The 25,571-nt window shown below is 64.8% G+C and carries 24 protein-coding genes; 19 read left to right on the top strand and 5 right to left on the bottom strand.

Annotation, left to right across the window (positions count from 1 at the left end; genetic code table 11):
* Positions 1–13: 13 nt before the first annotated feature.
* On the top strand, positions 14–715 hold the full coding sequence (locus I6H87_RS20570; protein WP_011616527.1) for a nitroreductase: 702 nt from the start codon (positions 14–16) through the stop codon (positions 713–715).
* Positions 716–800: 85 nt separating this feature from the next.
* Here the strand turns inward: I6H87_RS20570 and I6H87_RS20565 are convergent, their stop codons facing one another.
* From I6H87_RS20565 to I6H87_RS20555, 3 genes are all read right to left on the bottom strand, one after another.
* Complete coding sequence (locus I6H87_RS20565) at positions 801–1,631, bottom strand: enoyl-CoA hydratase/isomerase family protein (protein ID WP_011616526.1); 831 nt, start codon at positions 1,629–1,631, stop codon at positions 801–803.
* A gap of 13 nt (positions 1,632–1,644) precedes the next feature.
* On the bottom strand, positions 1,645–2,619 hold the full coding sequence (locus tag I6H87_RS20560; RefSeq protein WP_011616525.1) for an NAD(P)H-dependent flavin oxidoreductase: 975 nt from the start codon (positions 2,617–2,619) through the stop codon (positions 1,645–1,647).
* Between the two features lie 92 nt (positions 2,620–2,711).
* A complete protein-coding gene (locus tag I6H87_RS20555) occupies positions 2,712–3,734 on the bottom strand; it encodes a Bug family tripartite tricarboxylate transporter substrate binding protein (protein WP_136227847.1) in 1,023 nt (340 codons plus the stop codon).
* A gap of 313 nt (positions 3,735–4,047) precedes the next feature.
* Between I6H87_RS20555 and I6H87_RS20550 the strand changes: the two genes are divergently transcribed.
* The 12 genes from I6H87_RS20550 to I6H87_RS20495 all read left to right on the top strand — a co-directional run bounded on the left by I6H87_RS20550 (position 4,048) and on the right by I6H87_RS20495 (position 16,630).
* Complete coding sequence (locus I6H87_RS20550) at positions 4,048–4,788, top strand: IclR family transcriptional regulator (RefSeq protein ID WP_041687941.1); 741 nt, start codon at positions 4,048–4,050, stop codon at positions 4,786–4,788.
* A gap of 25 nt (positions 4,789–4,813) precedes the next feature.
* Positions 4,814–5,563 carry an SDR family NAD(P)-dependent oxidoreductase gene (locus I6H87_RS20545; protein WP_011616522.1) on the top strand — a complete coding sequence of 250 codons (750 nt, stop codon included), beginning with the start codon at positions 4,814–4,816 and terminating at the stop codon, positions 5,561–5,563.
* The gene (locus tag I6H87_RS20540) at positions 5,556–6,722 is read left to right on the top strand and encodes an acyl-CoA dehydrogenase family protein (protein WP_011616521.1); all 1,167 of its coding nucleotides are present in this window, start codon (positions 5,556–5,558) and stop codon (positions 6,720–6,722) included. Before I6H87_RS20545 ends, I6H87_RS20540 begins: the two co-directional genes overlap by 8 nt.
* A 27-nt stretch (positions 6,723–6,749) precedes the next feature.
* Complete coding sequence (locus I6H87_RS20535) at positions 6,750–7,250, top strand: MaoC family dehydratase (RefSeq protein ID WP_011616520.1); 501 nt, start codon at positions 6,750–6,752, stop codon at positions 7,248–7,250.
* Positions 7,247–9,412 carry an acetate--CoA ligase family protein gene (locus I6H87_RS20530; RefSeq protein ID WP_011616519.1) on the top strand — a complete coding sequence of 722 codons (2,166 nt, stop codon included), beginning with the start codon at positions 7,247–7,249 and terminating at the stop codon, positions 9,410–9,412. The genes I6H87_RS20535 and I6H87_RS20530 overlap by 4 nt, the downstream gene beginning before the upstream one ends.
* Positions 9,406–10,176 (top strand): citryl-CoA lyase, encoded by a 771-nt coding sequence (locus tag I6H87_RS20525; protein WP_011616518.1) that lies wholly within the window; start codon positions 9,406–9,408, stop codon positions 10,174–10,176. Before I6H87_RS20530 ends, I6H87_RS20525 begins: the two co-directional genes overlap by 7 nt.
* A gap of 60 nt (positions 10,177–10,236) precedes the next feature.
* Positions 10,237–11,406, top strand: a complete 1,170-nt coding sequence (locus I6H87_RS20520) for an acyl-CoA dehydrogenase family protein (RefSeq protein ID WP_011616517.1) — start codon at positions 10,237–10,239, stop codon at positions 11,404–11,406.
* The gene (locus I6H87_RS20515) at positions 11,403–12,629 is read left to right on the top strand and encodes a CaiB/BaiF CoA transferase family protein (RefSeq protein WP_011616516.1); all 1,227 of its coding nucleotides are present in this window, start codon (positions 11,403–11,405) and stop codon (positions 12,627–12,629) included. The genes I6H87_RS20520 and I6H87_RS20515 overlap by 4 nt, the downstream gene beginning before the upstream one ends.
* A 62-nt stretch (positions 12,630–12,691) precedes the next feature.
* Positions 12,692–13,747, top strand: coding sequence for a MaoC family dehydratase (locus I6H87_RS20510; protein WP_011616515.1), 1,056 nt, complete (start codon positions 12,692–12,694; stop codon positions 13,745–13,747).
* Positions 13,748–13,775: 28 nt separating this feature from the next.
* Positions 13,776–14,771 (top strand): HpcH/HpaI aldolase/citrate lyase family protein, encoded by a 996-nt coding sequence (locus I6H87_RS20505; protein ID WP_011616514.1) that lies wholly within the window; start codon positions 13,776–13,778, stop codon positions 14,769–14,771.
* A 630-nt stretch (positions 14,772–15,401) separates the two neighbouring features.
* The gene (locus I6H87_RS20500) at positions 15,402–16,067 is read left to right on the top strand and encodes a helix-turn-helix transcriptional regulator (RefSeq protein WP_011616513.1); all 666 of its coding nucleotides are present in this window, start codon (positions 15,402–15,404) and stop codon (positions 16,065–16,067) included.
* Positions 16,064–16,630: a DUF6036 family nucleotidyltransferase gene (locus tag I6H87_RS20495; RefSeq protein WP_011616512.1), complete on the top strand. Its 567-nt coding sequence runs from the start codon at positions 16,064–16,066 to the stop codon at positions 16,628–16,630. Before I6H87_RS20500 ends, I6H87_RS20495 begins: the two co-directional genes overlap by 4 nt.
* 448 nt (positions 16,631–17,078) lie before the next feature.
* Here the strand turns inward: I6H87_RS20495 and I6H87_RS20490 are convergent, their stop codons facing one another.
* Positions 17,079–17,849, bottom strand: a complete 771-nt coding sequence (locus tag I6H87_RS20490; protein ID WP_011616511.1) for an IclR family transcriptional regulator — start codon at positions 17,847–17,849, stop codon at positions 17,079–17,081.
* 97 nt (positions 17,850–17,946) lie between these two features.
* Between I6H87_RS20490 and I6H87_RS20485 the strand changes: the two genes are divergently transcribed.
* From I6H87_RS20485 to I6H87_RS20465, 5 genes are all read left to right on the top strand, one after another.
* The gene (locus I6H87_RS20485; protein ID WP_011616510.1) at positions 17,947–18,927 is read left to right on the top strand and encodes a Bug family tripartite tricarboxylate transporter substrate binding protein; all 981 of its coding nucleotides are present in this window, start codon (positions 17,947–17,949) and stop codon (positions 18,925–18,927) included.
* A gap of 42 nt (positions 18,928–18,969) precedes the next feature.
* Positions 18,970–19,653: an RraA family protein gene (locus I6H87_RS20480; RefSeq protein ID WP_011616509.1), complete on the top strand. Its 684-nt coding sequence runs from the start codon at positions 18,970–18,972 to the stop codon at positions 19,651–19,653.
* Positions 19,650–20,585: an NAD(P)-dependent oxidoreductase gene (locus tag I6H87_RS20475; protein ID WP_011616508.1), complete on the top strand. Its 936-nt coding sequence runs from the start codon at positions 19,650–19,652 to the stop codon at positions 20,583–20,585. The genes I6H87_RS20480 and I6H87_RS20475 overlap by 4 nt, the downstream gene beginning before the upstream one ends.
* A gap of 91 nt (positions 20,586–20,676) precedes the next feature.
* Positions 20,677–21,642 (top strand): Bug family tripartite tricarboxylate transporter substrate binding protein, encoded by a 966-nt coding sequence (locus tag I6H87_RS20470; RefSeq protein ID WP_011616507.1) that lies wholly within the window; start codon positions 20,677–20,679, stop codon positions 21,640–21,642.
* A gap of 12 nt (positions 21,643–21,654) precedes the next feature.
* Entirely contained in the window at positions 21,655–22,578 is a 924-nt protein-coding gene (locus I6H87_RS20465; RefSeq protein ID WP_011616506.1) for an SMP-30/gluconolactonase/LRE family protein, read from the top strand.
* Positions 22,579–22,680: 102 nt separating this feature from the next.
* On the opposite strand, the gene I6H87_RS20460 is transcribed toward I6H87_RS20465, so the two are convergent.
* Positions 22,681–23,949 carry a patatin-like phospholipase family protein gene (locus tag I6H87_RS20460; RefSeq protein ID WP_010812584.1) on the bottom strand — a complete coding sequence of 423 codons (1,269 nt, stop codon included), beginning with the start codon at positions 23,947–23,949 and terminating at the stop codon, positions 22,681–22,683.
* Positions 23,950–24,664: 715 nt separating this feature from the next.
* On the opposite strand from I6H87_RS20460, the gene I6H87_RS20455 reads away from it, so the two are divergent.
* Positions 24,665–25,363 (top strand): hydrolase, encoded by a 699-nt coding sequence (locus I6H87_RS20455; RefSeq protein ID WP_010812585.1) that lies wholly within the window; start codon positions 24,665–24,667, stop codon positions 25,361–25,363.
* Positions 25,364–25,571 lie beyond the last annotated feature (208 nt).

The following is a 25,571-nucleotide window of genomic DNA, read 5'->3' as shown; positions in this document are numbered from 1 at the left end:
AAGGAGACAGGCAATGCCACAGCACCCGCCCCGCGAACAATGCGCCGGCGACATCGATGTCCTGCGCAGGTTGATGTCCGACCGCTTCACCTGCCGGGCGTACCGGAGGACACCGGTGCCGGACGACGAGATCCGCAGTATCGTCGGGCTCGCCAGGAAGAGCGCATCGTGGTGCAACACGCAGCCCTGGCACGTGGTCATCGGCACGTCCGATACGACCGAGAAGTTCCGCAGCGCGCTGATGGCGCAGGCCAGGAAAGTTCCGCAGGGCGACGCCGACCTGCCGTTTCCCGAGGCCTATCTCGGCGTCCACGCGGAACGCAGGCGGGAGACGGGTCATCGGCTCTACCAGGCGCTCGGCATCGAGCGCCACGACCACGAGCGCCGCGACAGCCAGATGTTCGAGAACTTCAGGCTGTTCGGGGCACCGCACGTTGCGATCGTCACGATGCCCGCAGACCTCGGGCACTACGCGGCGATGGACTGCGGCGGTTTCATTGCGTCGTTCCTGCTTGCCGCCCATGCGCATGGCGTGGCGACGACCGCCCAGGGAGCGGTCGCCCGGCACGCCAGGTTCGTGCGTTCCCACTTCGGCATCGGCGAGGACCGGAAGATGGTCTGCGCAATCGCGTTCGGCTTTGCCGACCACGATCACCCCGCCAACAGCTTCCGCACGATCCGCGCGCCCGCTGACGAAATCATGCAGCTGGTGTAATGCGAAAGCCGCAGCCGTTTTCGGCTGCGGCTTTGCTTTCCCCCCTTCTTGACGGCTCGTCTCTAAACGGACCTATGCCGGTGGCTCACGCCTGGCGATCCCAGTCATAACGCCCGGGCTGGCCATCGACGAAGCGTTGCACGGCCTCCCGGTGGAACGGCGTGGTGGTGACCACGGCCTGCGCGGCGGCTTCGAGCTCGACGAACGTGGCGTAGGTCGTCTCGAAAGCGCTGTTGAGCATGCGCTTGGTCATGCCGAGCGCCTCGGGCGGGCCGTCGACGAAGCGCCGGGCAAACCGGCGTGCCTGCTCCGCAAGCGTCTCGTGCGGGAAGATGGAATACACGATGCCGAGGTCTTTGGCTTCCTCGGCGCTGACGCGGCGCGCCGTCATCATCAGGTCCTTGGCGGCGGCCATGCCGACCACGCGCGGCAGGAAATAGGCGGCGGCCATATCGGGGATCATGCCTACCTTGGCGAACGACATGCCGAAGAATGCGCGCGACGACGCCAGCACAAAGTCGGCAATCAGGGCCAGCCCCATGCCCGCGCCCACCGCGGGACCGTCCACGGCGGCGATGACGGGTATCTCCAGGCTGCGCAGCCGGCTGACCCAGTCGTGCAGCACGAGCACGCGGCGGCGCGTGGCGTCGGGCGTGTGCTGCGCAGCATCCGGGTTGTCGATACGCGCCTTCATGCCCCGCAGGTCGCCGCCGGCGCTGAATACCCCGCCCTCGCCGGTGATGATCAGCGCGCGCACGTCGGGGTTGCCCTCCACGCGATCCAGCATGTCGGTGTAGTCCTCGCGCAGTTCGAGCGAGAGCGGATTGCGCCGTTTGGCCTGGGTATGCGTGAACTCGGCGATGCCGTCGCGGATTTCCAGGCGCGCTTCGCGCAGCGTGATGATGTCTTCCTGCATCTCGTGATCCTCCTCAGGCGTCAAAGCGGTTGAGCGATGCCTGCAACGCGCTGCGGCACTCGGCCACCATGCGCGACACCAGTTCGTCGCAGGTCGGAATGTCGTCGATCAGCGCAACGGCCTGGCTGGCGCAGACCAGGCCCGCATGCACATCGCCGGACTCCAGTGCCTTGCGGCCGCGCGGACCGGCCAGCAGATGGGCAAGATCCTCGTAGGTAGCGCCGCCGGGCCGATACTCCATCGAGCGGACTTCATCGGCCACCGGGTTGCGGAAGTAGCGCGCGGTATGGCCGAGCGTCCGCTTGATCAGGCTCGTGTCGAGTTCGGTGCCCTGGAGCAGCATCTGCTTGACGTTCTCGTGGATCTCGCATTCCTGGGTCAGCGTGAACCGCGTGCCGACGTTCACGCCTTCGGCACCCAGCGCGAGCGCGGCGGCCATGGCGCGGCCCCCCCAGATGCCGCCGGAGGCGATCACCGGGATGTTCACGGCCTGCACCGTGGCCGGAATCATCACCATGCTGCCCACGTCGCCGTCGCCGATATGTCCGGCCGCCTCGAAGCTGTCGATGGAGATCACGTCCACGCCCAGGCGCTCGGCCGCCCGCGCGTGGCGCACCGAGGTGCACTTGTGGATGACGGTGATGCCCGCCGACTTGAAGGCCTCGATCACGGGGCGCGGGTTGTTGCCCGCGGTCTCGACGATCTTCACGCCGCTGGCGACGATCGCGGCGACCCAGTCGTCGTAGACCACGCCCTGTGCCGCGAACGACAGCGTGAGGTTCACGCCGAACGGCTGGTCGGTGAGTGCGCGCGTGCGGTCGATCTCGCGCCTCAGCTCGTCCGGATCGGGCTGCGTGCGCGCCGTGACCATGCCGAGTGCGCCGGCGTTCGACACGGCCGCGGCCAGCGGGGCGCGGCCGATCCATTGCATGCCGCCCTTCACGATCGGGTATCGGATGCCCAGTAATTCAGTAAGACGTGTCTTCATGTCTGCTCTTGGTCGATGTTGGGTAGGTGTTGAAATGCCCCGCGCCTGCCGCCGCCGCGATCCGCGCTCGGCGAGCCGGCATGGGGCGGTATTCAGTCGATGCTCGCGCCGGAACGCTGGATGACCGCCTTCCACTTGCCGCGCTCCGACTCCACGAAGCTGCCGAGCCGCGCGCCGCCGAGCGCGAGCGGGACGCCGCCCATCTTGCGGATCTCGGCAATGACCGCGGGATCGGCCAGCAGGCGGCCGATGTCGGCCTGCCACTTCGCCACGATGGCCGGGCTGGTCCGGGCCGGAAAGAACAGGCCGATCCACGACGTCGATTCGACGCCCGGGAAACCCGACTCCGCGGTGGTCGGCACCTGCGGCAGCGCGGGCAGGCGCGCCGCGCCGGTCACCGCCAGCGCACGCAGCTTGCCGGCTTCGATCTGCGCAAGCGTCGAGACGGGGTAGTCGAAGGCCAGGTCGACCTGTCCCGCCAGCAGGTCGGTGATGACCGGCGCGCTGCCCTTGTAGGGGATGTGGACGAGCCGGATGCCGGCCTCGGTCTGGAACAGTTCGGCCACCAGATGGGTGCCGGTCCCGTTGCCGGCGGACGCGACCGTCAGCTTGCCGGGATTCGCCCGGGCGTAGTCCACCAGCTCCCTGACGGAACGGAACGGCAGCCGGCTGCTCACCACCAGCACGTTGGGGATGGACGCAAGTCCCTGGGCGGGAACGAAGTCCTTCGACGGATCGAAGCGCAGCGACTTGTAGAGGAACTGGTTGCTCACCATCATGCCCTGCGTGCCCATCAGCACGGTGTAGCCGTCCGGCTGCGCGCGCGCGCCAAGCTCCGCCGCAATATTGCCGCCGGCCCCGGGCCGGTTGTCCACCACGACCTGCACGCCGAAATCGCGCCCCATGCGGGCCGCGACGAGGCGCGCGAGCTGGTCCGTAATGCCACCGGGCGGCCCCGGCACGACCAGGGTCACCGGCTTGGCGGGATAGCCCTCACCAGTCGCTGCCCGTGCCGGCGCCAACGGCATCAGGGCAATCAGCGCCCCGGCCACGATCGCGGCGCCCATCGTTCTTGCCATCCCGGCAAACCGGTTCCTGATAGCCCTTCTGGTCATTCCCTCGTCTCCTTGCGGCAGCGTGGGCGGGGACCGCAACCGCAGTTTCCCGGCACCAGCATTTTCGACATCTCGTAGATTGCTCCCGTTCATCGAAATTTATTCTACGGCATACCGGATATATCTTCCATATATAGGAAAACCCCTAGATGAACCGAGAGATAGCCGGAGACGCAGCCGGGACGCGGGATTCCGGATAAATACGACATTTCGTACGAAATACCGAATCCTCGAATTATCTTGACATCCCATATACGATCTGTCGTACATTAATCCCACACTCCGTACACAACTCAGATCGGCGGAGCCTAAATTGCCCACCTTGATTCCTGCCGCGAGCCGCACCATGGCCGTATTCGAAGTCTTCGCCCGCGAACAGCGCGACCTGTCGAACTCCGACGTGGCGCGCCTGCTTTCCGTGGCGGACAGCAGCTGTTCCGACCTGCTGCACACGCTGCATTCCCTCGGCTACCTGATGCGCACCTCGCGCACGCGGCGCTTCTACCCGACCGGCCGCCTGCTGGAGACCGCGCGCCGCATTGCCGAAAGCGATCCGCTGACCCGCGTGGCGCAGGAAGCCGTCGAGCAGCTCGCCGAGCGCACCAATGAAAGCGCCTTCTTCGGCGTGCTGGAGCCGACTGCCGTCAAGGTGGCCGCCGCCGCCGCAAGCCGGCTGCCGCTGCGCTACATCCTCGACGTGGGTCAGCGCGTGGCGCTGCACGCCTCGGGGCTGGGCAAGGCGATGCTGGGCATGCTGCCCGAGGACGAGGCCCGCTTGCGTCTGAACGCGATTCGCCGTCCCGCCGTCACCCCGCACACCGTGGTGGACGTGGACCGGCTGCTGGAGCAGCTGCGCCGCGGCCGCGAACTGGGCTGGTACGAAGCCCATGACGAAGGCACCCCCGGCGTCACCGCGCTGGCCGTATCGCTGCGGCTCGGCGGCCAGCCGGTCGGCCTGTCGCTGGCCGGCCCCGTCGACCGCATCGAAAAGCATCGCGAAACCTATCTGTCGGCCCTGCGCGAAGTCAGCCAGGCGCTGCAGGCCGACCACTGAGCAACCCCTGGCAACTGGAGGAGACATGGATCTTGGATTGAACGATCGTGTGGCGATCATCACCGGCTCGGCGCGCGGCATCGGCGCCGAGACCGCACGCATGCTGGCAAAGGAAGGCGCATCGGTCGTCGTGACCGATCTCGACCTTGACGCAGCCGCCGAAAACGCCCGCGCCATCGAGTCCGCCGGCGGCAAGGCCATCGCCGTGGCCTGCGACGTGCGCAAGGTAGAACAGGTCAAGCAGCTCGCCGGCGCCGCGCTGGAGGCCTACGGCCGCATCGACGTGCTGGTGAACAACGCCGGCCTGGTCAAGGACCGCACCATCCTGAAGATGGACGAGTCTGACTGGGACCTCGTGCTCGACGTCACGCTGAAGGGCGCGTTCCACTGCTGCCGCGCCGTGCTGCCCGCGATGCACGAGCGCGGCTGGGGCCGCATCATCAACATCAGCTCGCGCGCCCTGTTCGGCAACCCCGGCCAGGCCAACTACTCGACCGCCAAGGCCGGGATCATCGGCCTGACGCGCGCGCTGTCGCTGGAGCAGGCGCGCAAGGGCGTGACGGTCAATGCGATCGCCCCGGGCTATATCGAGACCGAGTACATCAAGAGCCTGCCCAACTACGAAACCATCCTCGCCAACGTAATGGCGAAGAACGCGGTCTCCTTCCCGGGGCAGACCGGCGACATAGCCGGCGCGGTGTGCTTCATGGCGTCCGAACACGCGCGCTACATCACGGGTACCACCCTTTTCGTGACCGGAGGCCGCTATGGCTGATCAAGCGAGTGTCGACGTCGATGGCCTGGATGCCAGCCAGCAACTGCTGCGCGACAATATCCGCCGCTACCTGAAGGAACATATCGCGCCGCGCATCCCGCAGGCCGAGCGCGACAAGCAGTTCCCGCACGAGGCCATGACCGGCCTGATCGACTTCGGCTATTTCGGCGGCATCCTGCCCGAAGCCGACGGCGGCATGGGCCTGGACTACCCGACCTGGGCGGTGATGATGGAAGAAGCCGGCTACTGCTGGCTGTCGCTGCGCATCCTGCTCAACGGCCTGAACATCGTCTCCGGCATCATCAACGCCTACGGCACCGAGGACCAGAAGGCGCGCTTCGTGCGCCCGCTGCTGCGCAACGAGCGCAAGCCCTTCGTGTCGATCTCCGAACCGGACGTGGGCTCCAACGTGGCCGAGGTCAAGACCCGCGCCGACAAGCGCGGCGACACCTACGTGCTCAACGGCAGCAAGCTGTGGATCACCAACGGCATGTTCGCCGACTTCGGCATCGTGGTGGCCCGCACCTACAGCGAGACCTGCAACGGCGAGCTGTCGCTGTTCCTGGTCGAGCGCGATGTGACGAAGTACGACGCCACACCGGTCGACGTGGTGTTCACGCGCAGTACTGGCACCGCCGCTTTCACGTTCGAGAACGCCGAGGTCCCCGCGGCCAACCTGATCGGCACGGAAGGCCAGGGCCTGCGCCAGATCCTGATCGGCCTGAACTTCGGCCGCCTCAATGTGGCGATGGGCGCGGTGGGCGCGGCGCAGTGCGCGCTTGACCTCAGCATCGACTACGCGCTGCAGCGCAAGCAGTTCGGCCGCCAGATCGGCTCGTTCCAGCTCGTGCAGAAGCATATCGTCGACATGACGATGCGCGTGCAGGCCGCGCGCTCGCTCGGCTACCGCGCCGCGCGTGCGATGCAGAACGGCACCGCGCGCACGGAATGCTCGATCGCCAAGCTGTACGCGACCGAGGCGGCATTCGAGGTGGCCAACCTCGGCCTGCAGGTGCATGGCGGCATCGGCTACGCGACCGACTACCCGATCGAGCGCATCTTCCGCGACACGCGCGGCGGAATGATTCCCGAAGGCACGACCGAGATCCAGACGCTGATCATCGGCCGCGAGATCCTGGGCGTGAGCGCCCTGACCTGAACCACAAGATACCCGGAGACATCCACCATGACCCAACCCGCCATCCTCGACCAGGTCGCCAACACCACGCTCTACTGGGAAGACCTGACCCCGGGCATGACCTACAGCACCTCGTCGCGTACCATCACCGAGGCCGACGTGGCAGCCTTCGCCGCCCTGACCGGCGACTTCAACAAAGTCCACGTCGATGCCGAGTACGCCAAGGGCACCATCTTCGGCCAGCGCATCGCCCACGGCATGCTGGTCGCCGCGTTCATGGCCGGCCTGACCTCGCGCTCGATCCCGAACCAGTTCTTCGAGGGCTCGCTGTTCAGCGTGCTGGAAAACCGCCTGAAGTTCCCCAAGCCGACCTTCATCGGCGACACCATCCGCGTGGACATCGAAGTCACCGAACAGAAGCCGACCAGCCGTCCGGAGCGCGGTGTCATCAGTTTCCTGCGCAAGGCCGTGAACCAGCGCGGCGAAGTCGTGGCCGAGATGGCCGCCACCTGCCTGTTCAAGCGCCGCACGCCCGGAGAAGCGCAATGACGACAACACCGGAAGCCAACGGCCTCTGGTTCAGCGACCTCACCCGCCTGGTCGAGCCGCGCTCGATCGTGCTGGTGGGCGCTTCCGAGAAGCCCGACAGCATCGGCGCCCGCACCTTCGAGAACCTGACGGTCTACTCGCAATTCCAGGGCGAACTGTACCTCGTCAATCCGGGCCGCAAGGAAATCTCTGGCCGCCCGTGCTACCCCTCGGTGCGCGACCTTGACGCCGTGCCCGACCTGGCCATCGTGGCCGTGCGCGCTGACATGGTGCTCGACGCGCTGCGCGAATGCGGCGAGTGCGGCGTGAAGTTCGCCATCGTCTTCACTTCCGGCTTCGGCGAGACCGGCGAGGAAGGCCGCGCCGCCGAGGCCGAGATGCGCGCCATCGTCGCGAAGACCGGCATGCGCATCTATGGCCCGAACTGCCCCGGCCTGAACAATATGAACGCGCGCCTCGGCATGACGTTCTCGCCGGCCTGGCGCATCGACAATGCCAGGCCGGGCCCCATCGGCGTGGCCACGCAGGGCGGCGGGCTGGGCCGCTCGTTCATCCAGTCGATGGACCGCGGCGTCGGCATCGGCCTGTGGTGCTCGGGCGGCAACGAGGCCGACCTCGAGGTCAGCGACTACATCCACTACATGGCCGATGCGCCCGACATCAAGGTCATCGTCACCACGCTGGAAGGCGTGCGCAACGGCCCGCGCTTCATGGCCGCCGCGCTGCACTCCGCGCGACGGGGCAAGCCCATCGTCGCGCTGAAGGTCGGCAAGTCGGAAATCGGCGCCAAGGCCGCCGCCTCGCACACCGCCGCCATCGCCGGCGTGGCCGAGATCAACAGTGCGGTATTCCGCCAGCTCGGCATCATCGAAGTGGACGACATCGATGAACTGATCGACGTGGCCTCGCTGCTGTCGCGCGCCACGCCGACGGGCAAGGAACAGCTCGCCGTCTACAGCTTCTCCGGCGGCACGGCGGCGCTGTGCACCGACATGGTCGGCATCGCCGGACTGACGCTGTCGAAGTTCGCGCCGCAGACGCTCGAAGCGCTGGCCCGCGCCCTGCCCGGCTACGCCGCGTTCGACAACCCGGTGGACGTGACCGCCGAGGTGCTGGTCAATGCCGAGGTCGGCTACGCCGCGCTCAAGGCCACGGCGGGCGACCCGAATACCGACCTCGTGCTGGTCCCGATTCCCGTCGAGTACGGCAAGACCAGCGCCATGCTGGCCGACAGCATGGTGCGCGTGCAGTCAGAGGAAGCCACGCCGATCGTCCCCGTCTGGATGAGCGACCGCACCGGCGAAGGCCAGCGCAAGATGATCGAGGGCGGCCTGATGCCCATGCGCGCGGTCGGCAACGCGGTGCTGGCCGTGAAGCGGTTCATCGAGTACGGCAAATGGCAGGCGCAGTTCGACCACAGCTGGCGTGCGCTCGGCGAGACCGCACCGCGCAAGGCTGCAGGCGCCTGTGCGGCCCTGTCGGAAGCCGCCGGCAAGGCGCTGCTCGCAAGCGCCGGCGTGACCGTACCGGGCGGCGTGGTTGCCACCTCGGCCGACGAAGCGGCGCAGGCCTTCCGCAATGCAGCTGCGCAAGGCACCGGCAAGGTGGTGATGAAGATCGTCAGCGCGGCCATCACGCACAAGACCGACATCGGTGGCGTGCGCCTGGGCATCGCGTCGGAAGACGCCGCGCGCGCAGCGTTCGAGGAAATTTACGCCAACGGTTGCAAGGCCGCGCCGGCGGACCGTATCGAGGGCGTGCTGGTCGAGCCGATGCTGCCGTCGCCATTCGTGGAAGCCGTGGTCGGCATCCACCGCGACGAGGTGTTCGGCCATGTCTGCACGTTCGGCCTGGGCGGTGTCGCGATCGAACTGTTCAAGGACGTCAGCCGGCGACTGCTGCCGCTCACGCCGCAATCGGCGCGCGCGATGATCGCCGAGACGCGCTGCCACGAACTGCTCAAGGGCCACCGCGGCCAGACGCCGTTCGACATCGATGCGCTGGCCGACACGCTGGTGAAGCTGTCCGACTTTGTCGCCAGGCACGCCGACCGCATCGACGAACTCGAAATCAACCCCCTCGCGGTGCGTCCGCAGGGCCAGGGCGTGGTGGCGCTGGACGCTGTCATCGCCTTCCGTGGCACGGAGCCTTCCCAATGGTAAAGACCGACATCGGCTATACGACGACCGACACCATCATGGTGCGCGGCAAGAATTTGTCCACCGAAATCATCGGCAAGTTCGACTTCGTCGACATGATCTTCTTCACCACGCTTTCGCGCATGCCCACGCCGCGCGAGAAGGTCATGGTCAACGCGCTGCTGGTGACCACGGCCGACCATGGCATCACCCCCAGCTCGCTGTCCGCCCGCCTGACGTACATCGGCGCGCCTGAAGCGCTGCAGGGCGCGGTGGCGACCGGCCTGCTTGGCGCGGGCAGCGTGTTCCTCGGCCCGATGCAGAACGCGGCCGAGATGCTGCTCGAAGGCGCGAAAGAGCTGCGCGACGATGCGACCGACGCCGATGTCATGCAGGCCGCGCGCGATGTGATCCGCCGCCACAAGGAGCGCCGCCAGCAAGTATTCGGCGTGGGCCACCCCATCCACGTCGACGGCGACCCGCGTGTGCCCGCGCTGCGCGACCTGTCGCGCGAGAACGGTTACTACGGCCTGCACTGGCGCCTGATGGAAGCCATTTCGGCAGTGCTGATGACCGAGCACAACCGCAAGCTGCCGATGAACGTGGTCGGCGCCATCGGCGCGATCATCGCCGCGATGGGACTGGACCCGCTGATCGGGCGCGGCCTGGCATTGGTGGGCCGTTCGGCCGGCCTGCTGGCACATGTGCTGGAAGAGAAGAGCCAGCCGATGGCCCGCGAGGCGTGGGAACTCGTCCTGAAGGCCGACCCGCGCAACGTCCTGCCCTGACGTGGGCACCGGCCCGGCCGCCGCCGGGCCGGCGAGAAGAATTCGCTGAGAGACATTCCGATGCAGAAGCTCACCGCCGAACGGCGCATGATCCAGGAAGCCGCCCGTCAGTTCACGATGGAACGGGTGCTGCCACTGGCCAACAAACTGGACCCGGAGAAGGGCCAGATTCCGCGCGAACTGATCGACGAGATGGCCGAGCTGGGCTATTTCGGCATCCTGATCCCCGAAGAATACGGCGGCCTCGGCCTTGGTGCCTACGAGTACTGCCTCGTCGCCGAGCAGCTGTCGCGCGGCTGGATGAGCGTGGGCAGCCTGATCGCGCGCGGCAACGGCCTGATCGGCGCGCTCAAGGCGCTCACGCCCGAGAAGAAGGCCGAATACCTGCCGCGCATGGCGGCCGGCCAGTTCCTCGGCGCATTTTCGCTGTCCGAGCCCAACGCCGGGTCCGACGTCGCCAACATCTCCTGCCGCGCCGTGCGCAACGGCGACGAGTGGGTCATCACCGGCAACAAGTACTGGTGCACCTTCGCCGACGAGGCGGACTTCATCCTCGTGATCTGCCGCACGGATGCTGTGATCGACCCGAAAGCGCGCCACAAGGGCTTGTCCGCCTTCATGGTCGAGAAGCCGCGCGGCGCATTGCCCGAGGGCGTCAAGGGCAGCGTGATTCCGAAGATCGGCTACCACGGCTGGACCACCTGGGAACTGGCGTTCGACGGCTGCCGCGTGCCGCATTCGAAGATGGTTGGCGACGAAGGCAAGGCGTTCTACCTCGCCACGGCAGGGCTGGAAGCGGCGCGCGCCCACACGGCCGCGCGCTCCATCGGCCTCGCGCAAGGCGCGCTCGAAGATTCGATCCAGTACGCCAGGGACCGCGCCCAGTTCGGTTCGCCAATCGGCAACTTCCAGGCCATCCGCTTCAAGATCGCCGACATGGCTACGCAGATCGAGGCCGCGCGCGCCCTGCTCTATTCGGTGTGCGAGAAGATCGACGATGGAGGCCGTGCCGACACCGAGGCGTCAATGGTCAAACTGTTCGCCAGCGAGATGTGCGAGCGCGTTACCAGCGAAGGCCTGCAGATCCACGGGGGCGCCGGATACACTACGCATTTCGCCGCCGAGCGCTACTGGCGCGATGCACGGCTGACGAAGATCTTCGAGGGCACCTCGGAAATCCAGATGCGCATCATCTCCGACGCGCTGATGGGCAAGGTGGTGGTGGCATGATGCAGCAGTCATCCCCCGGCGCCCTCGCCGGCCTGCGTGTGATCGACCTCACCCAGATGCTGGCCGGCCCGTTTTGCACCCAGATCCTGGCCGACCACGGTGCCGACGTCATCAAGGTCGAGGCCATGACGGGCGACGGCACGCGCCTGACCGCCCCCTTCTGCGAGGACGACACGCTCCGCGAGTATGGCGGCTATTTCCAAAGCGTCAACCGCAACAAGCGGTCGATTGCCGTCGATCTGAAGACCGTCGAGGGGCTGGCGCTTGCCCGCAAGCTGATCGACGGCGCCGATATCGTGGTCGAGAACTTCCGCGCCGGCGTGATGGAACGCCTCGGGCTGGGCTGGGAAAGGCTGCGGGAGCGCAACCCGCGCCTCGTCTATGGCACCGTGCGGGGCTTCGGCGATCCGCGCTCGGGCGCCAGCCCCTACGCGGACTGGCCAGCCTATGACGTAGTCGCACAGGCGATGGGCGGCATGACGGGCATCACCGGCCCCGACCACCAAACACCGATGAAGATTGGCCCCGGCGTAGGCGACACCATCCCGGCGCTGATGCTCTGCATCGGCATCCTGTCGGCTGTACACCGGGTGAAGGAAACCGGCAAGGGCCAGTTCGTGGACGTGGCGATGACGGACGCCGTGCTGGCCATGTGCGAGCGCATCGTCTACCAGACCTCCTACACCGGCGTGGTACCCGGGCCGGAAGGCAACCGCCATCCCCTGCTGTGCCCGTTCGGCCTGTTCCGGGCGCGCGACGGCTACGTGTCCATCGCCGTCGCCAACGATCCGCTGTGGGAGAAGCTGGCCGCCGCCATCGGCCATCCGGAACTGGGCACCGATCCGGCTTTCTCGACCAATGCGGCGCGCGTCGCCAACATGCAGCAAGTCATCGATTTGCTCGAAGACTTCACGTCCGGCCGCACCAAGGAACAAATCGCGGCCGTCCTGGGCGGCAAGGTGCCGTTCGGGCCGGTCTGCACGTCCGCCGAGATCTTTGCCGATCCGCATTATGCGGTGCGGCAGATGCTGGTGGATGTCGAGCAGCCCGGTTCGGCGCAGCGCGTGAAGATCGCCGGCGTGCCGATCAAGCTGAGCGACACCCCGGGGGCGGTCCGGCGCCGTGCCCCGATGCTGGGCGAGCACACCGATGAAGTCTTGCGCGCCGCCGGCTACAGCGGCGACGACATCGACGATCTGCGCGCGGTCGGTGCTATCCGCTAACCACTGGCGTCTCCGCGAGGGCACGTTCGAAGCTGGAGGCTACTGAGCCACAAGGAATGGAAATGAATAAAAATCGCCGCGGAAATTTTTTCGAGGACTTCCATATAGGGATGCGGATCCGTCATGCCACGCCGCGTACGCTGACTGAGGGCGACCGCAGCCTGTATATCGGCCTGACAGGCAGCCGCGCGGCGCTGTGCACGGCGCAGACCAATGCACACCAACTGGGCTTTGAAAGCCAGCCGCTGGAAGACCTGCTAGCTTTCAACACCGCTTTTGGCAAGACGGTGCCGGATATCTCGCTCAATGCTGTGGCGAACCTCGGCTACGCGGAAGTACGCTTCCTTTCGCACGTGTATTCAGGGGATACGCTTTCCGTCGAATCGGAGGTCATCGGCCTGAAGGAGAATTCCAACCGCAGGAGCGGGGTGGTTTACGTGCGCTCCACGGCTCGCAACCAGTATGGCCGCGAGGTGCTCGGCTGGGTGCGCTGGGTAATGGTGCACAAGCGCGATCCCGAGGCGCCATGCGGCGCGCCGGTCGTGCCGGCCACCCAGCCCGTGGTGACAGTCGAACACCTGCGCGGGAGCGGCTACACGGCACGCGTGCGCGAGATCACCGCCATGACCTGCATCGACGACCTGTGGGAGGACTACGCCGTGGGCGAACGCATAGACCACCCCGGCGCGATGACCATCAATGACAGCGACCATAGCATCGCCACGCGCCTGTACCAGAACACCGCGCGCGCCCATTTCGATGGCCATGCCATGGCCGCCGGTGGCGGGAAGCGGCTGGTCTATGGCGGCCACGTCATCTCGGTATGCCGCGCGCTGGCCTATGACGGACTGGAGAACGGCCTGTCCATCCTCGCCATCAACGCCGGCAGCCACGTGAACCCGGCCTACGCGGGCGACACCATCGCCTGCGCCACCCGGGTGCTGGACAAGATCGACCTCGGTCACGAGCACATCGGGGCACTGCGGCTGCGCATGATCGGCGTGAAGAACGCCTGCGCCTCGTCCATCGTCTTTCCTGAGCCGGGCGAAGGGCGGGCCGCGCACCCGTCCAATGTGGTGCTCGACCTCGATTACACCATCGCCATCCCCCAACGATGAATACTCCAACCCTCCATCAAGACAACACATGATCACCCCAACGCATCCGAACGACGCCCTCTTTGCAGGCGAAAAGGCCTTTCCCGTGCTGGCCGCGTGCGAGCACTTTGCCGGCAGCGGGAAGCTGATCGGCAAGGCCATGGACCTGCAGGTCGAGTACGGCGCGGCCTTTGACGTGACCTGCGACTGCGAAGACGGCGCTGCCGCCGGGCAGGAGCGCGAGCACGCGCAAATGGTGGCGCGCATGATCGCGTCGGAACGCAACCGCTTCGGCCGTGCCGGCGCACGCATCCATGACCCGTCGCACCCCGCCTGGCGCCAGGACGTGGACATCATCGTGAGAGAAGCCGGCAGCCGGCTGGCCTACATCACCGTGCCCAAGGCCACCGGCAGCGGACAGGTCGCGGAGGTCATCCGGTATATCGACGAGGTCCGGACAAAAACCGGATTGGACAAGCCCGTGCCGGTACACGTGCTCATCGAGACCCACGGCGCGCTGCGCGACGTCTTCGAGATCGCCGAATTGCCCCACATCGAGGTACTGGACTTCGGCCTGATGGATTTCGTCAGCGGCCACCACGGCGCTATTCCCGCAGCGGCCATGCGTAGTCCGGGCCAGTTCGAACATGCGCTGCTGGGGCGTGCGAAGGCCGACATGGTGGCAGCAGCGCTGGCCAACGGTATCGTACCGGCGCACAACGTCTGCCTGAATCTGAAGGACGCTGAGGTGATAGCGAGCGATGCCCGGCGCGCGCGCGACGAGTTTGGCTTTCTGCGCATGTGGAGCATCTATCCGGCGCAGATCCAGCCAATCGTGAACGCCATGCGTCCCGACCTTGCCGAAGTCGAAGACGCGGCCGGCATCCTGTCGGCGGCGCAGGACGCGGATTGGGGGCCGATCCAGTACAAGGGCGAACTGCATGACCGCGCCACCTACCGCTATTTCTGGGAAATCCTGCGGAAGGCGAAGGTCACCGGCATGACGCTTCCGGCCGAGGCGGTCCGCAGATTTTTCGTCCGTTAGAGCCGGCTGGTCCGGTACGGCACCCGACCTTGCTATGCGCCGGGAAACCGGGGCCAACAACTAGGCCATGGTGCATCCTGGTCCGCACTATCGGATCATTCGCCGCGTCGAAATACCGAACACATGTCAGCCAGCCAACTTAGTCCGCCGCCCGGCTTTCTTGTTGGGCGTTGATGCTTGCTAACGCTATTGCCTCAGTGTGGCGAACGCCGCTTTGATGGCCACCAGGTAGCGCCGCTAAGGTATAGCTCCACTGCGAGCTTCCTCGCAAAGGATAGGGCACGCCTATTGCCCTCAAGCGCCCCATCGTCCGGGGTCGGCCACTGTGAGGTGTCGATCGTGTTGCCGCCAACTATCCGGCGGGCGCAAGAGTTGCCGTGTCCAATATCGCCTGCATGCAAACGGACGGTTGGTTTGCACAAGTTTATTCGTGGCCCCATAGGCACTGCCTACTGGCGGCGCCAGAGAGACGCGCGTCGGCTGCAAGCCCACCTATAACAGGGGTGTGGCGCAGGAACTCTGCGGTCGACTGAGATACGTCCAGGTGGATCCGACGCAACACGCTGCCCAACGTAAAATCTGTTCAGTAAACTAGTCAAACCTGTGAATTTTGTCTAAAATACTGGACATATGCCAGCCTTTACCGATACCACCTCGGTTCTCGAGCGCCATTTGCTCCTGCAACTCGGCGACCGCATCAAACGCCTGCGGAAGGCTCAGGGCTTTGGCACGGTTGAGATGGCCAAGCGCGTCGGCATCTCGCGGACGACCCTCGCTGCCGTTGAGGCAGGCGACCCCGCGCCAACCATGGGCACATATCTGCGTGTTATGTCCGTGCTGGGGGTTGCCGGTGACCTTGCCCTGTTAGTCAGCGATACTTTTCAACCGGCGCCGGCGAACTCTGCGGCCGCCTCATCCAAGCGCGCCATTCCGCAGGTTCAGGTTCGGGTAAGGACTGATCCAAGCCGCCATGAGGCTCAGGACTTGCAGAGCATGGCGCTGCACAAGGAAGCAATCCGCCTGATTCAGGATAACCCAGCGCTACTGGACCGGGCCCGAGAAGTCCTCAGGCGATGGCGCGCGCAGGGAGACTCACGGTCTGATTCACTCTGGTCCGAGTGGGAAACGATTCTTGCGAACCAGTCGTGGCGCAAAGCGCTTGGCCGAACTCGGCGTGCTCAAGAGCTGCGCCAAGCGTCTCCCCTGCCCACGCTTTTACCAGATGCCATTCGGCAGGAAGTGCTAGCACAGGTTCAGGCGTTGAAAAAAGGCGTTGTCCTCGGGGACCAGGAATGAAGCGGGAAGATCTGGAACACATCATTCGGGCTGCTGCCGACATCACGAACGAATATGAGTTCGTTGTCGTTGGCAGCCAATCCATCCTGGGGCCGATCCCTAATCCCCCGGCGGTTTTCACGATGTCCGCGGAGGCTGACATCTACCCGCTCAATGCTACCCACAAGGCGGATGCGATCGACGCGGCGATTGGCGAAGGCTCGCGCTTTCACGAGACGTATGGTTACTACGCGCAGGGCGTCGGGCCAGAGACAGCATGTCTTCCGACCGGCTGGGAAAACCGCTTGCAGCGCATTCAGACGGTGGGCACGAATGGGCGGGTCGGCTATTGCCTTGACCTTGTTGACCTCTTTATGGCGAAGGCGGCAGCGGATCGCGACAAGGACCGAGTCTTCTGTATGGCCCTGATACAGCTTGGCTATGTCTTGCCGCGTACAGCGATCAGCCGCGTCGACGACATGCCGATAGACAGGGCTGCACAGGGACGACTGCGTGCACGCATTAAGCGCTGGACGAAGGCCTTGCGGGATCAAGGTCATGCGGTTCCCGCTGACGACGTCTAGCTCTGCTTTCAGCAAACGACGATTTGCATAAAACGTTCGAAAGTGGTGGGTGCGTTCTGCCAGTCAACTGCAGCTTTCACGCTGTCTGGCACATACCGATTCGCAATTTGGCTCGGCAACTACATCTTTTCGCAGCCGCTGCAATTCTGGATCAACGATGCCCCGGCGTGCCATCGCGCTAGTATTTCGCTGACGACACGATAAGGCAGCGTTATCGGACCCTATCCCGCCTTCCTCCCCGATCCAGGATTTCCGCACCCTTGAGCCAGTTGAAATGCCAACGATGGAGCATCGCAACGGCCGCAGCCATATAGCGTCGTTCGGCACCTGCATTGCCGAGACGCTGAATCGACCGGTTGAATCCGCAGTCGAAAACCGACGCCCGGCTCGCGACTGACAGAGGTCATCTAAGATTTCTATCGGCTCTCCTTGCCCCACATCTGCAATCTCAAGGGTGCCAGGTCGACGGCCTTTCAATTTGCATCGCAGGCCGTTGGCTTCCTGCCATGGCATACGAAAGCTTGTTCGCCGCGTCGACGACTGTCTGTGCCAGCTCCAGCAAACGCTCTTCGCTTAGCCGGGCGGTCGGTCCCGAAATGCACATGGAGCCTAGCAGCCGCCAGTGCAATCCGAAAACCGGTGCCGACACGCTCGAGACTTCGGCCTCGCGCTCGCCGAGCGACAGATGAAATCCACGGCGGCGGATCATTTCATAAAGCTCGCCCGGCTCACCTGAGAACGCCAGGATGACGCGGCCTGGCGAACCGCTGTCCAGCGGCAGGGCCGCCCCGATCCTGACGTGATGCCGGATGGCCTGCGGTCCTTCGACCCGGACGAGGCAGGTTCGCTGTTGTCCCTCCCGGACGTAGAACGAAGCGCTTTCGCCGGTCTTGATCGTCAGCTCCCGCAGCACCGGCTCCACCACTTCCTGAACGTTGAAGGTGGCCTGGTAGCACGCGCCCAGCCACCCGGCTGCGCGGCCGAGCCGCCAGTTGCCGTCTTCCTTCTGCACCAGATAGTTGTCCGCCGCCAGCGTGCGCGCCAGCCGCAGCACGGTGGTCTTGTGGATGCCGGTCCGCCGGCTCAGTTCGGCAAGTGAGAGCTGGGGGTCGTTCACCCCGAACGCCTCGAGTACGCGCAGGGCGCGGGTGACCGCTATGACGCCCCCAGCGCCATCGTCGCCTTTTGAGGCGCCCCTTGGATCACTATTCGCATTCATAGAACGAAACGCGGTGCACGGTATGAAACAGCATTGTATGCCGTGAAACGGTCGACCACAATCCGAAGCACAACGAAACCGAGATTCGGAGACTGTAATGAAGGCAATTTCCCGTCGCTGCATATTCATGCTCGCCGCAGGTCTGGTTCTGGCGTCCGCCACTACCCAGGCCGCGCCGCAATACCCCACCAAGCCCATCCGCGTCATCGTGCCTTTTCCCGCCGGCGGGGGCACGGACATCATTGCGCGCGAGGTGACCAATACGGTGGCCAAGTCGACCGGCTGGGTCTTTGTGGTGGAGAACAAGCCAGGGTCCGGTGGCAACCTCGGGGTGGACGCGGCAGCCAAGGCGCCGGCCGATGGCTACACCATCGTCATGGGGCAGACCAGCAACCTTGCAATCAATCCCTCGCTGTATGAACGGTTGCCGTATGACCCATTGAAGGATCTGGCGCCCATCAGTCTGGTCGCCTCCGCGCCGCTCGTCCTGGTGACGCATGTCACCTCGCCCTACAAGACGATGAAGGACGCGATTCAGGCTGCCAAGGCAAAGCCCGGAGCGATCAATTTCGCATCGCCGGGCAACGGCACGGTGGCGCACCTTGGCGGCGAGCTGCTTCAAGGTACCGCGAAGGTGAAGTTCACCCATGTGCCGTACAAGGGCGCAGCCCAGGCGGTCAACGACCTGATGGGCGGCCAGGTCGATCTCTACATGGCATCCGTGCCAACGTTGCTCGGGCATATCAAGAACAACAGGCTGCGGCCGCTCGCGGTGACGTCGCCGAAGCGTTTGCCAGACCTGCCCCAGGTGCCGACAGTCGCCGAACTGGGCTATCCCGGCTTTGATACCGCGACCTGGTTCGGCTTCGTCGCGCCTGCCGCGACACCGAAGGACATCGTGGTACGCCTCAATACCGAGTTCAACAAGGCGCTCAAATCCCCGGAGCTCGCCAAGAAGCTGAATGAACAAGGTGCATCGGTGCTGGCCGGCACGCCTGAGGCGTTCAGCGCGCTGATCAAGCAGGACATCGGACGCTGGGCATCGGTCATCAAGACCTCCGGCACGAAGCTGGATTGACGCCCTTATCTACCTATCCATTTCATATTGCTGGAGTCCATCATGACCTTGCCCAACATCATCAAATCGTTTGAGCGCGTGCCCGCCGAGATCGTGGCGCGCGCTGCCAGGTTCCAACCGGCGATCCTCTCCGATGTCGGCGGACGCCGCGGCGCGTTGCATGGCCGGATCAGGGCCTTGCGCCCGACCATGAAAGTCGCCGGGCCCGCCTTCACTGTCGAGGTACGCCCCGGTGACAATCTGATGATCCACGCAGCACTGGCGCTGGCGCAGCCGGGCGATGTTCTGGTCGTCGACGGCAAAGGGGACCAGACCTCTGCGCTGATGGGAACGATCATGATGCATGCCGCTCGCCAGCGCGGCCTTGCTGGTGTCGTCATCGACGGCGCGGTCCGCGACAGCCTCGAGCTGGACGAAATGCAGTTCCCGGTCTTTTCGGTGGGCACGAACCCTAACGGCCCCACCAAGGAAGTTGGCGGGCGTATTGGACACCCCATTTCTGTTGGTGGCGTCACGGTGAACCCTGGCGACTACATCTGCGGCGATGCCGATGGCCTGGTCGTGGTGGAGCGCGAGAAGATCGAAGCCTTGCTCGATGCGGCGGCAAAGAAGGAAGAGGCGGAAGCCAAGCGCATCGCCCAGATCAGGGAAGGCAATACCACCGCGCCCTGGCTGCTGGCATCGCTGGTGACGGCGGGCGTCCTGAGGCAGGGAGAAGCACTGTGACGAAAAAGCAAGTCATTATCGTCACGGGTGCCGACCTCGCGCCGGAAGCCCTCGCGCTGCTGGGTGACTATGAGATCGTATTCGCGGGGAAAACGCCCCAGACCGCCGATATTGCAGCCCTGGCAAAGGAGCACAACCCGGTCGGCATTATCGTGCGCTACGGCAGCTTGACCGCTGAAGTCATGGACGCAGCACCAGCCTTGAAAGTGATTTCGAAACACGGCACCGGAACTGACACCATCGATAAATCCGCTGCGCAGGCGCGCGGCATCAAGGTGGCCGCCGCAGCCGGGGCCAATGCCGCCGCCGTGGCAGAACATGCGTGGGCGCTGATCCTTGCGTGCGCCAAAGCGGTTCCACATCTCAACGATCGCATGCGCCAGGGTCATTGGGACAAGGCAACTTATAGGGCCGTCGAGCTGAACGGTTGCACGCTCGGTATTGTGGGGCTCGGAGAGATCGGCCGCCGCGCCGCCGTGATTGGTGTGGCGATGGGCATGCATGTCACCGCTTTCGATCCTTATGCGACGACAGTCCCGGAAGGCGTAACGCTTGTCGACCTGCCTCGGTTGTTCAGGGAATCGGACGTGGTGTCGCTGCACTGCCCGTTGACGGAAGAGAACCGTGGCATGTTGAACCGTGAAACACTGGCGACGTTCAAGGACGGCGCGATCCTGGTCAATACGGCGCGAGGCGGGCTCATCGACGAGCCTGCACTGGCCGAAGCGCTGCAGAGCGGCAAACTGTATGCCGCTGGCCTGGACAGCTTTGCCGTGGAACCGATGCCCGTGCCGCATCCGTTCCGCGACATTCCCAGCCTCATCCTGTCGCCGCACATCGGCGGCGTCAGCAACGCGGCGTACGTGAACATGGGGGTTGGGGCGGCGAAGAACGTCCTGGCGGTGCTGCAAGGCGTGGCGACGCCGGCCTGAACGACGCACGGCTGCATCATCAACTAGAACAGAAGTGTCGCGGGAGGAGCCGACGGACAGTCAGGCCTCCCCCCAGCACAAGGAGACAAAGGTGTTTTATCGAACCATTGGCTGCCTGGTGGCAGCAACGACGCTGCTTGTCAGCCTGTCCGCTGTGGCGGCGTACCCGGACAAACCGGTCCGCATCATCGTGCCGAATCCTCCCGGCGGCGCCGTCGACGTCGTGACGCGCAAGGTTGCGCAGAAGCTCTCCGTGCAGACAGGGCAGAGCTTCGTCGTGGAGAACAAACCGGGCGCGTCCGGCACGATCGGCACGTCCCTGGTCGTGAACGCACCCGCCGATGGCTACACGCTTCTGGCGAACGACAACTCCTATACCACCCTCCCCTATGTCTTCAAGAAACTGAACTGGGACCATCAGACAGCTCTGATCCCTATCGCGCCGTTCGCATTTTCGCCGGTGGTGCTTGGCGTCAAGGCCGATTCGCGCTTCAAGGACCTGGCCTCCCTCATCAGCTATGCCAAGGCGCATCCCGGAGAAGTGACGTTTGGCACCGGCGGCCCCGGTAGTTCGCCGCATTTTTCTGCCGAGGCGTTCCAACAGGCCGCAGGTATCAAGCTGATGCATGTGCCGTACAAGGGGGCTGGCGAGGCCATGGTCGGGCTGCTGTCCGGTAGCGTGGATCTGCTGGTCGTGTCGACCCCGACCGCGCTGGCGCCGGTCAAGGGTAATCAGATGCGTCTGCTGGGCATCAGTGGCAAGACCAGGGTGGATGTGTTCCCGGGCGTCCCTACGTTCGCTGAAGCTGGTGTACCCAACTTCAGCCTGTTCAACTGGTCAGGCCTTGCCGCGCCAAAGGGCACGCCGAACGATGTCATTACGCGCCTGCAAACGGAAATCCAGAAGGCGCTCCAGGCGCCCGACATGAAGGCATTCCTTGCGCAGATGGGGTCGCAGCCGGGCAACCTGGACAGCCCCGCGTTCGCGCAGCTGATCCAGCGCGAAACCGCGCAATGGGCAACGGTTGCGCAAAAGGCGCATATTGAGAAGCAATAACCAGGAGCGGCGATGTTCCTACTTCAGCAACCGGCCGTACGCGATGCACAGGTGCTCACCCGGCTTCCGGAGTCGTTCCGTCGGCACGACCCTGACAACGCGTGGGCACACGCCAATCGCGGCGGGGCGACGATCGACTCATTCCTGGAGGGGCCGGTCTGGGCCGATGGCCAACTCTGGGTAACGGACATCCCCTACGGCCGCATTTTCCGTGTTTCGATGCAGGGCGACTGGGAGCTTGTTGCCGAGTATGACGGTGAACCGAATGGCATGAAGCGCCTGGCCAGCGGTGACTTCCTGATCACTGATTATCGCAACGGCCTGGTGCGTCTGGATGCAAAGTCGGGAACCGTCACCCCGTTTCTCGAGCGCAGGAATTCCGAACGCTTCCGGGGCGTCAACGACCTGACCTTCGATTCGCAGGGCAACCTCTACTTCACCGACCAGGGCCAGACCGGCTTGCACGATCCGACGGGCCGCGTCTATCGGCTGACGCCCGACGGCAAGCTGGACGTCCTGCTGGACAACGCACCGAGCCCGAACGGTGTCGTCCTGTCGCCTGACGAGAAGGTGCTGTTCGTCGCGATGACCCGCGGCAACAGCGTATGGCGCGTGCCGTTGCAGGCCGACGGTTCGGTCAGCAAGGTCGGGCAGTTCTTTACCTCTTACGGCCCGAGCGGCCCCGACGGTCTGGCAATGAGATCGGATGGCCATCTGCTGGTGGCCAATCCCGGACTTGGCTATGTCTGGGTGCTCAATCATCGCGCCGAGCCTGTGGAGGTGATTCGTAGCCCGGATGGCACATCGCTGACCAATCTGTGCTTTGGCGGCACCGAGGGCGCCACGCTACTCATGACCGAGTCGACCACCGGGACGATCCTGTGCGCCGACATGTCGGTGGGCGGTGCACCGGTGCATGGAGGGCGGCTGGCGTGAACGGAGTACCGGGCGTTCTCGCCATGCCGGACGCATGCCACCGTCAGAGCGCCGCGGCCGAGCAGCAAGAACGCGGCCTCACCCACGCCGCGTGCCGCGGGACTATCGCGCCTCGGTCGATTCGCGCTCGAACTCGCGGATCACCGGGTTGCCAAGGATGACATCCCTTCCCGCTTCGATCAGGCGATCGACGTCCTTCTCGGGCAGTCGAAGCCTGGTCGGCAGATCGTTCAGGCTTGCAGCTCGCTCCTTGTCGAGGGCCTCAAACGAGATCCGCGTGACGAAGAATTCGACTTCATTGCACCGCCAGCCTGGGCGGCGTGCAGCGATCTCCTGCTGCCGGGAATGCGGCAGCGCACACCGATACGCCACGAGATCATCGCGCCACCGTTGCATCATGGGAACGAAGGCGTCATAGGTCATTCGAACGCTGGTCGCCATTCCCGCGTCGATGGCTGCGCTTGCGACTTCGATTCCGGATGGGCCACCCGGGCTTTGGTTCCAATCGCCGCGCGGGCCCTGACCGGCGTCAACAACGATGAAGAGTAGCCGCCGCACATTGATCGCGTCGTTCTCGCTCATGGGACCGTAAGCCGTGCCCAGCAGCAGGCGCGATTGCAAAATTGTGGCCAGGCCGTAGTTGTCGGTCACCCCACCGTCGACCAGCTTGATGTACTTTCCCTTCGAAGTGTCCCGGTGACCGCGAACGGCGGTTGCCAACGCGCCAAGCAGCAGCGATTGCCCGGGCCTCTGGGCGTGGTCAAGGTTCGGCAGCGGTGTACTGCAAGCCTCGGGATATTTTTGAAGGACGATCGGTGCGAAGAAGAGCGGGACCGCCATGGATGCGGCGACGGCCTCGGAAACGGGAAAGCTCGCGAGATCACTGCATAGCGCATCGAATGCCAGCTGGCTGAACGGGAACGCGACCCGGTAGTAGACGTTCGTGGCGTTGATCCAGACGAGCGGCTTGCCGCGGCGGAACATGTCGGCGAACGTCGCGCCCTTGAACACGTCTTCGTCGAGCCATGTCTGGAGATCTTCCCGATTGTTGAGGCCTCCCGCGAAGAGGCGCGCAAGGTTGACCGGATTCAGGAGACTGAAGCGAAGTCCCGCCTCTCCGTCCTTCAAGAGCACTGATCGAAAGGTCGCCAGGCTGGCCTTGCCGTGCAGACCGTAGTACGCCGCGGTGATGGAGCCTCCGGACACGCTGCTGATAAATGAGACGTCGTCGAGCAGGGACGCGCCCCCGGGACCTCTCATGGCGTCGAGCCCCTGCAGCGCGCCGAAGGCGAAAGCTGCGGCTCGCGTGCCACCGCCAGAGAACGACATGGCGACGGTTGTCGGGCCAACGACGTCGGTGGGTTCGCGCATGGTCGCGGATGCGCTGCCAGCCGCTGCCTGAGGCAGATTGCGCGGAGCATTGTGAGAAAGCGACCCACAGGCACTGAGTCCCGCAAGCAGAAGCAGCATCAGAGCGTGGCAGGCCCTGCCGCGGGCGTGCCGCTCTCTCCCTGCCTCCCCAACTCGCCAAGGCAGGCTGCTCTTGCGGCAAAGAGTCTGGTCATGTCGAAACTTCCACATTGGACTAGGTCAGAAAGGTGCTCGGCGTGGTGGCGGCCCGCGGGAAGGGAAGGTCGAGCTTCGTTGGCGCCAGGATCCGGTGTGTCCGGCTCCCTCGGAATCTTACGGCATCGCCATGGGGCCGCGCGACCCGCAGATGGCGCCTGAGTAGCGTCGGGAGAAAGTCGGAGGGCGGACGAAGATCAATCAGATACTGAATGCTAACTCGACCGGGCTTGCCTGGTTCGCCTGGTGCCGCGCCGCTGGCGGTCATTTTCGATCTCCTCCATGTCGGAGCCCGCCACGCTCGCGGGCTTCAGGAACCAAACGCCCACCGGAGCCAGGGTCGTACATGTCCCGATTTAATCAAATTTTTTGAATAATACTTACAACTCTGGCTGACTGCCTCCGCACTTTCCTCCGCTATAGTTCGTCACATGGACGGCACGACAACGCAACACAGCGAACAAAGCGCCGCCCAACGAGAACTCAAGATCATTGAATAAATTTCATCGGAGAGAGCAGCATGTCGAACGCCAAGCTGGAAGTCCTGACCCCGCGCAACAGCCAACTGATCATCATCGACCACCAGCCCCAGATGGCTTTTGGTGTGCAGTCGATGGACCGCCAGACCATGAAGAACAACGTCGTGGGCCTGGCCAAGGCAGCGAAGATCTTCGATGTGCCGACCACCATCACCACGGTCGAGAGCGATTCATTCTCCGGCTATACCTACCCCGAACTGCTCGACGTCTTCCCCGGCAAGCAAACGCTCGAACGCACCTCGATGAACTCCTGGGACGACCAGAAGGTGCGCGACGCGCTGGCCGCCAATGGCCGCAAGAAAATCGTCGTGGCCGGCCTGTGGACCGAGGTCTGCAACACTACCTTCGCGTTGTGCGCAATGCTTGAGGGCGACTACGAGATCTATATGGTGGCCGACGCTTCGGGCGGCACGACCAAGGAAGCTCATGACTACGCCATGCAGCGCATGGTCCAGGCAGGCGTGGTGCCCGTGACCTGGCAACAGGTCATGCTGGAATGGCAACGCGACTGGAAGAACCGCGAGACGTACGACGACGTGATGGCCGTGGTCAAGGAGCACTCGGGCGCCTATGGCATGGGGGTCGACTATGCCTATACGATGGTCCACAAAGCCGCGCAACGCACGGCAACCACGCACGAATCGCTGGCTCCCGTGCACGCACCGGTCATCGAGCGCTGATGCATGTCCGCCACCAGCCATCCCTCGGAGCACACAAGATGATTCCAGGTCGAAGCGTGGCCAACGGCGCCTTCCTGCTGGGATGCTGGCTGGCCATCAGCACGTCCAGCGTAGCGGCGGCAGCGATCGTCGCCAACGCGCTGATCGCATGATCGTCCCCTCCGCGGGGGAAACCCTCCCCCGCGGGCATGCCCCCGCTACAGGATGG

Origin of the sequence: Cupriavidus necator, assembly GCF_016127575.1 — a bacterium.
GTDB classification, from domain to species: domain Bacteria; phylum Pseudomonadota; class Gammaproteobacteria; order Burkholderiales; family Burkholderiaceae; genus Cupriavidus; species Cupriavidus necator_D.
This window is presented reverse-complemented; position numbering and strand designations above follow the sequence as displayed.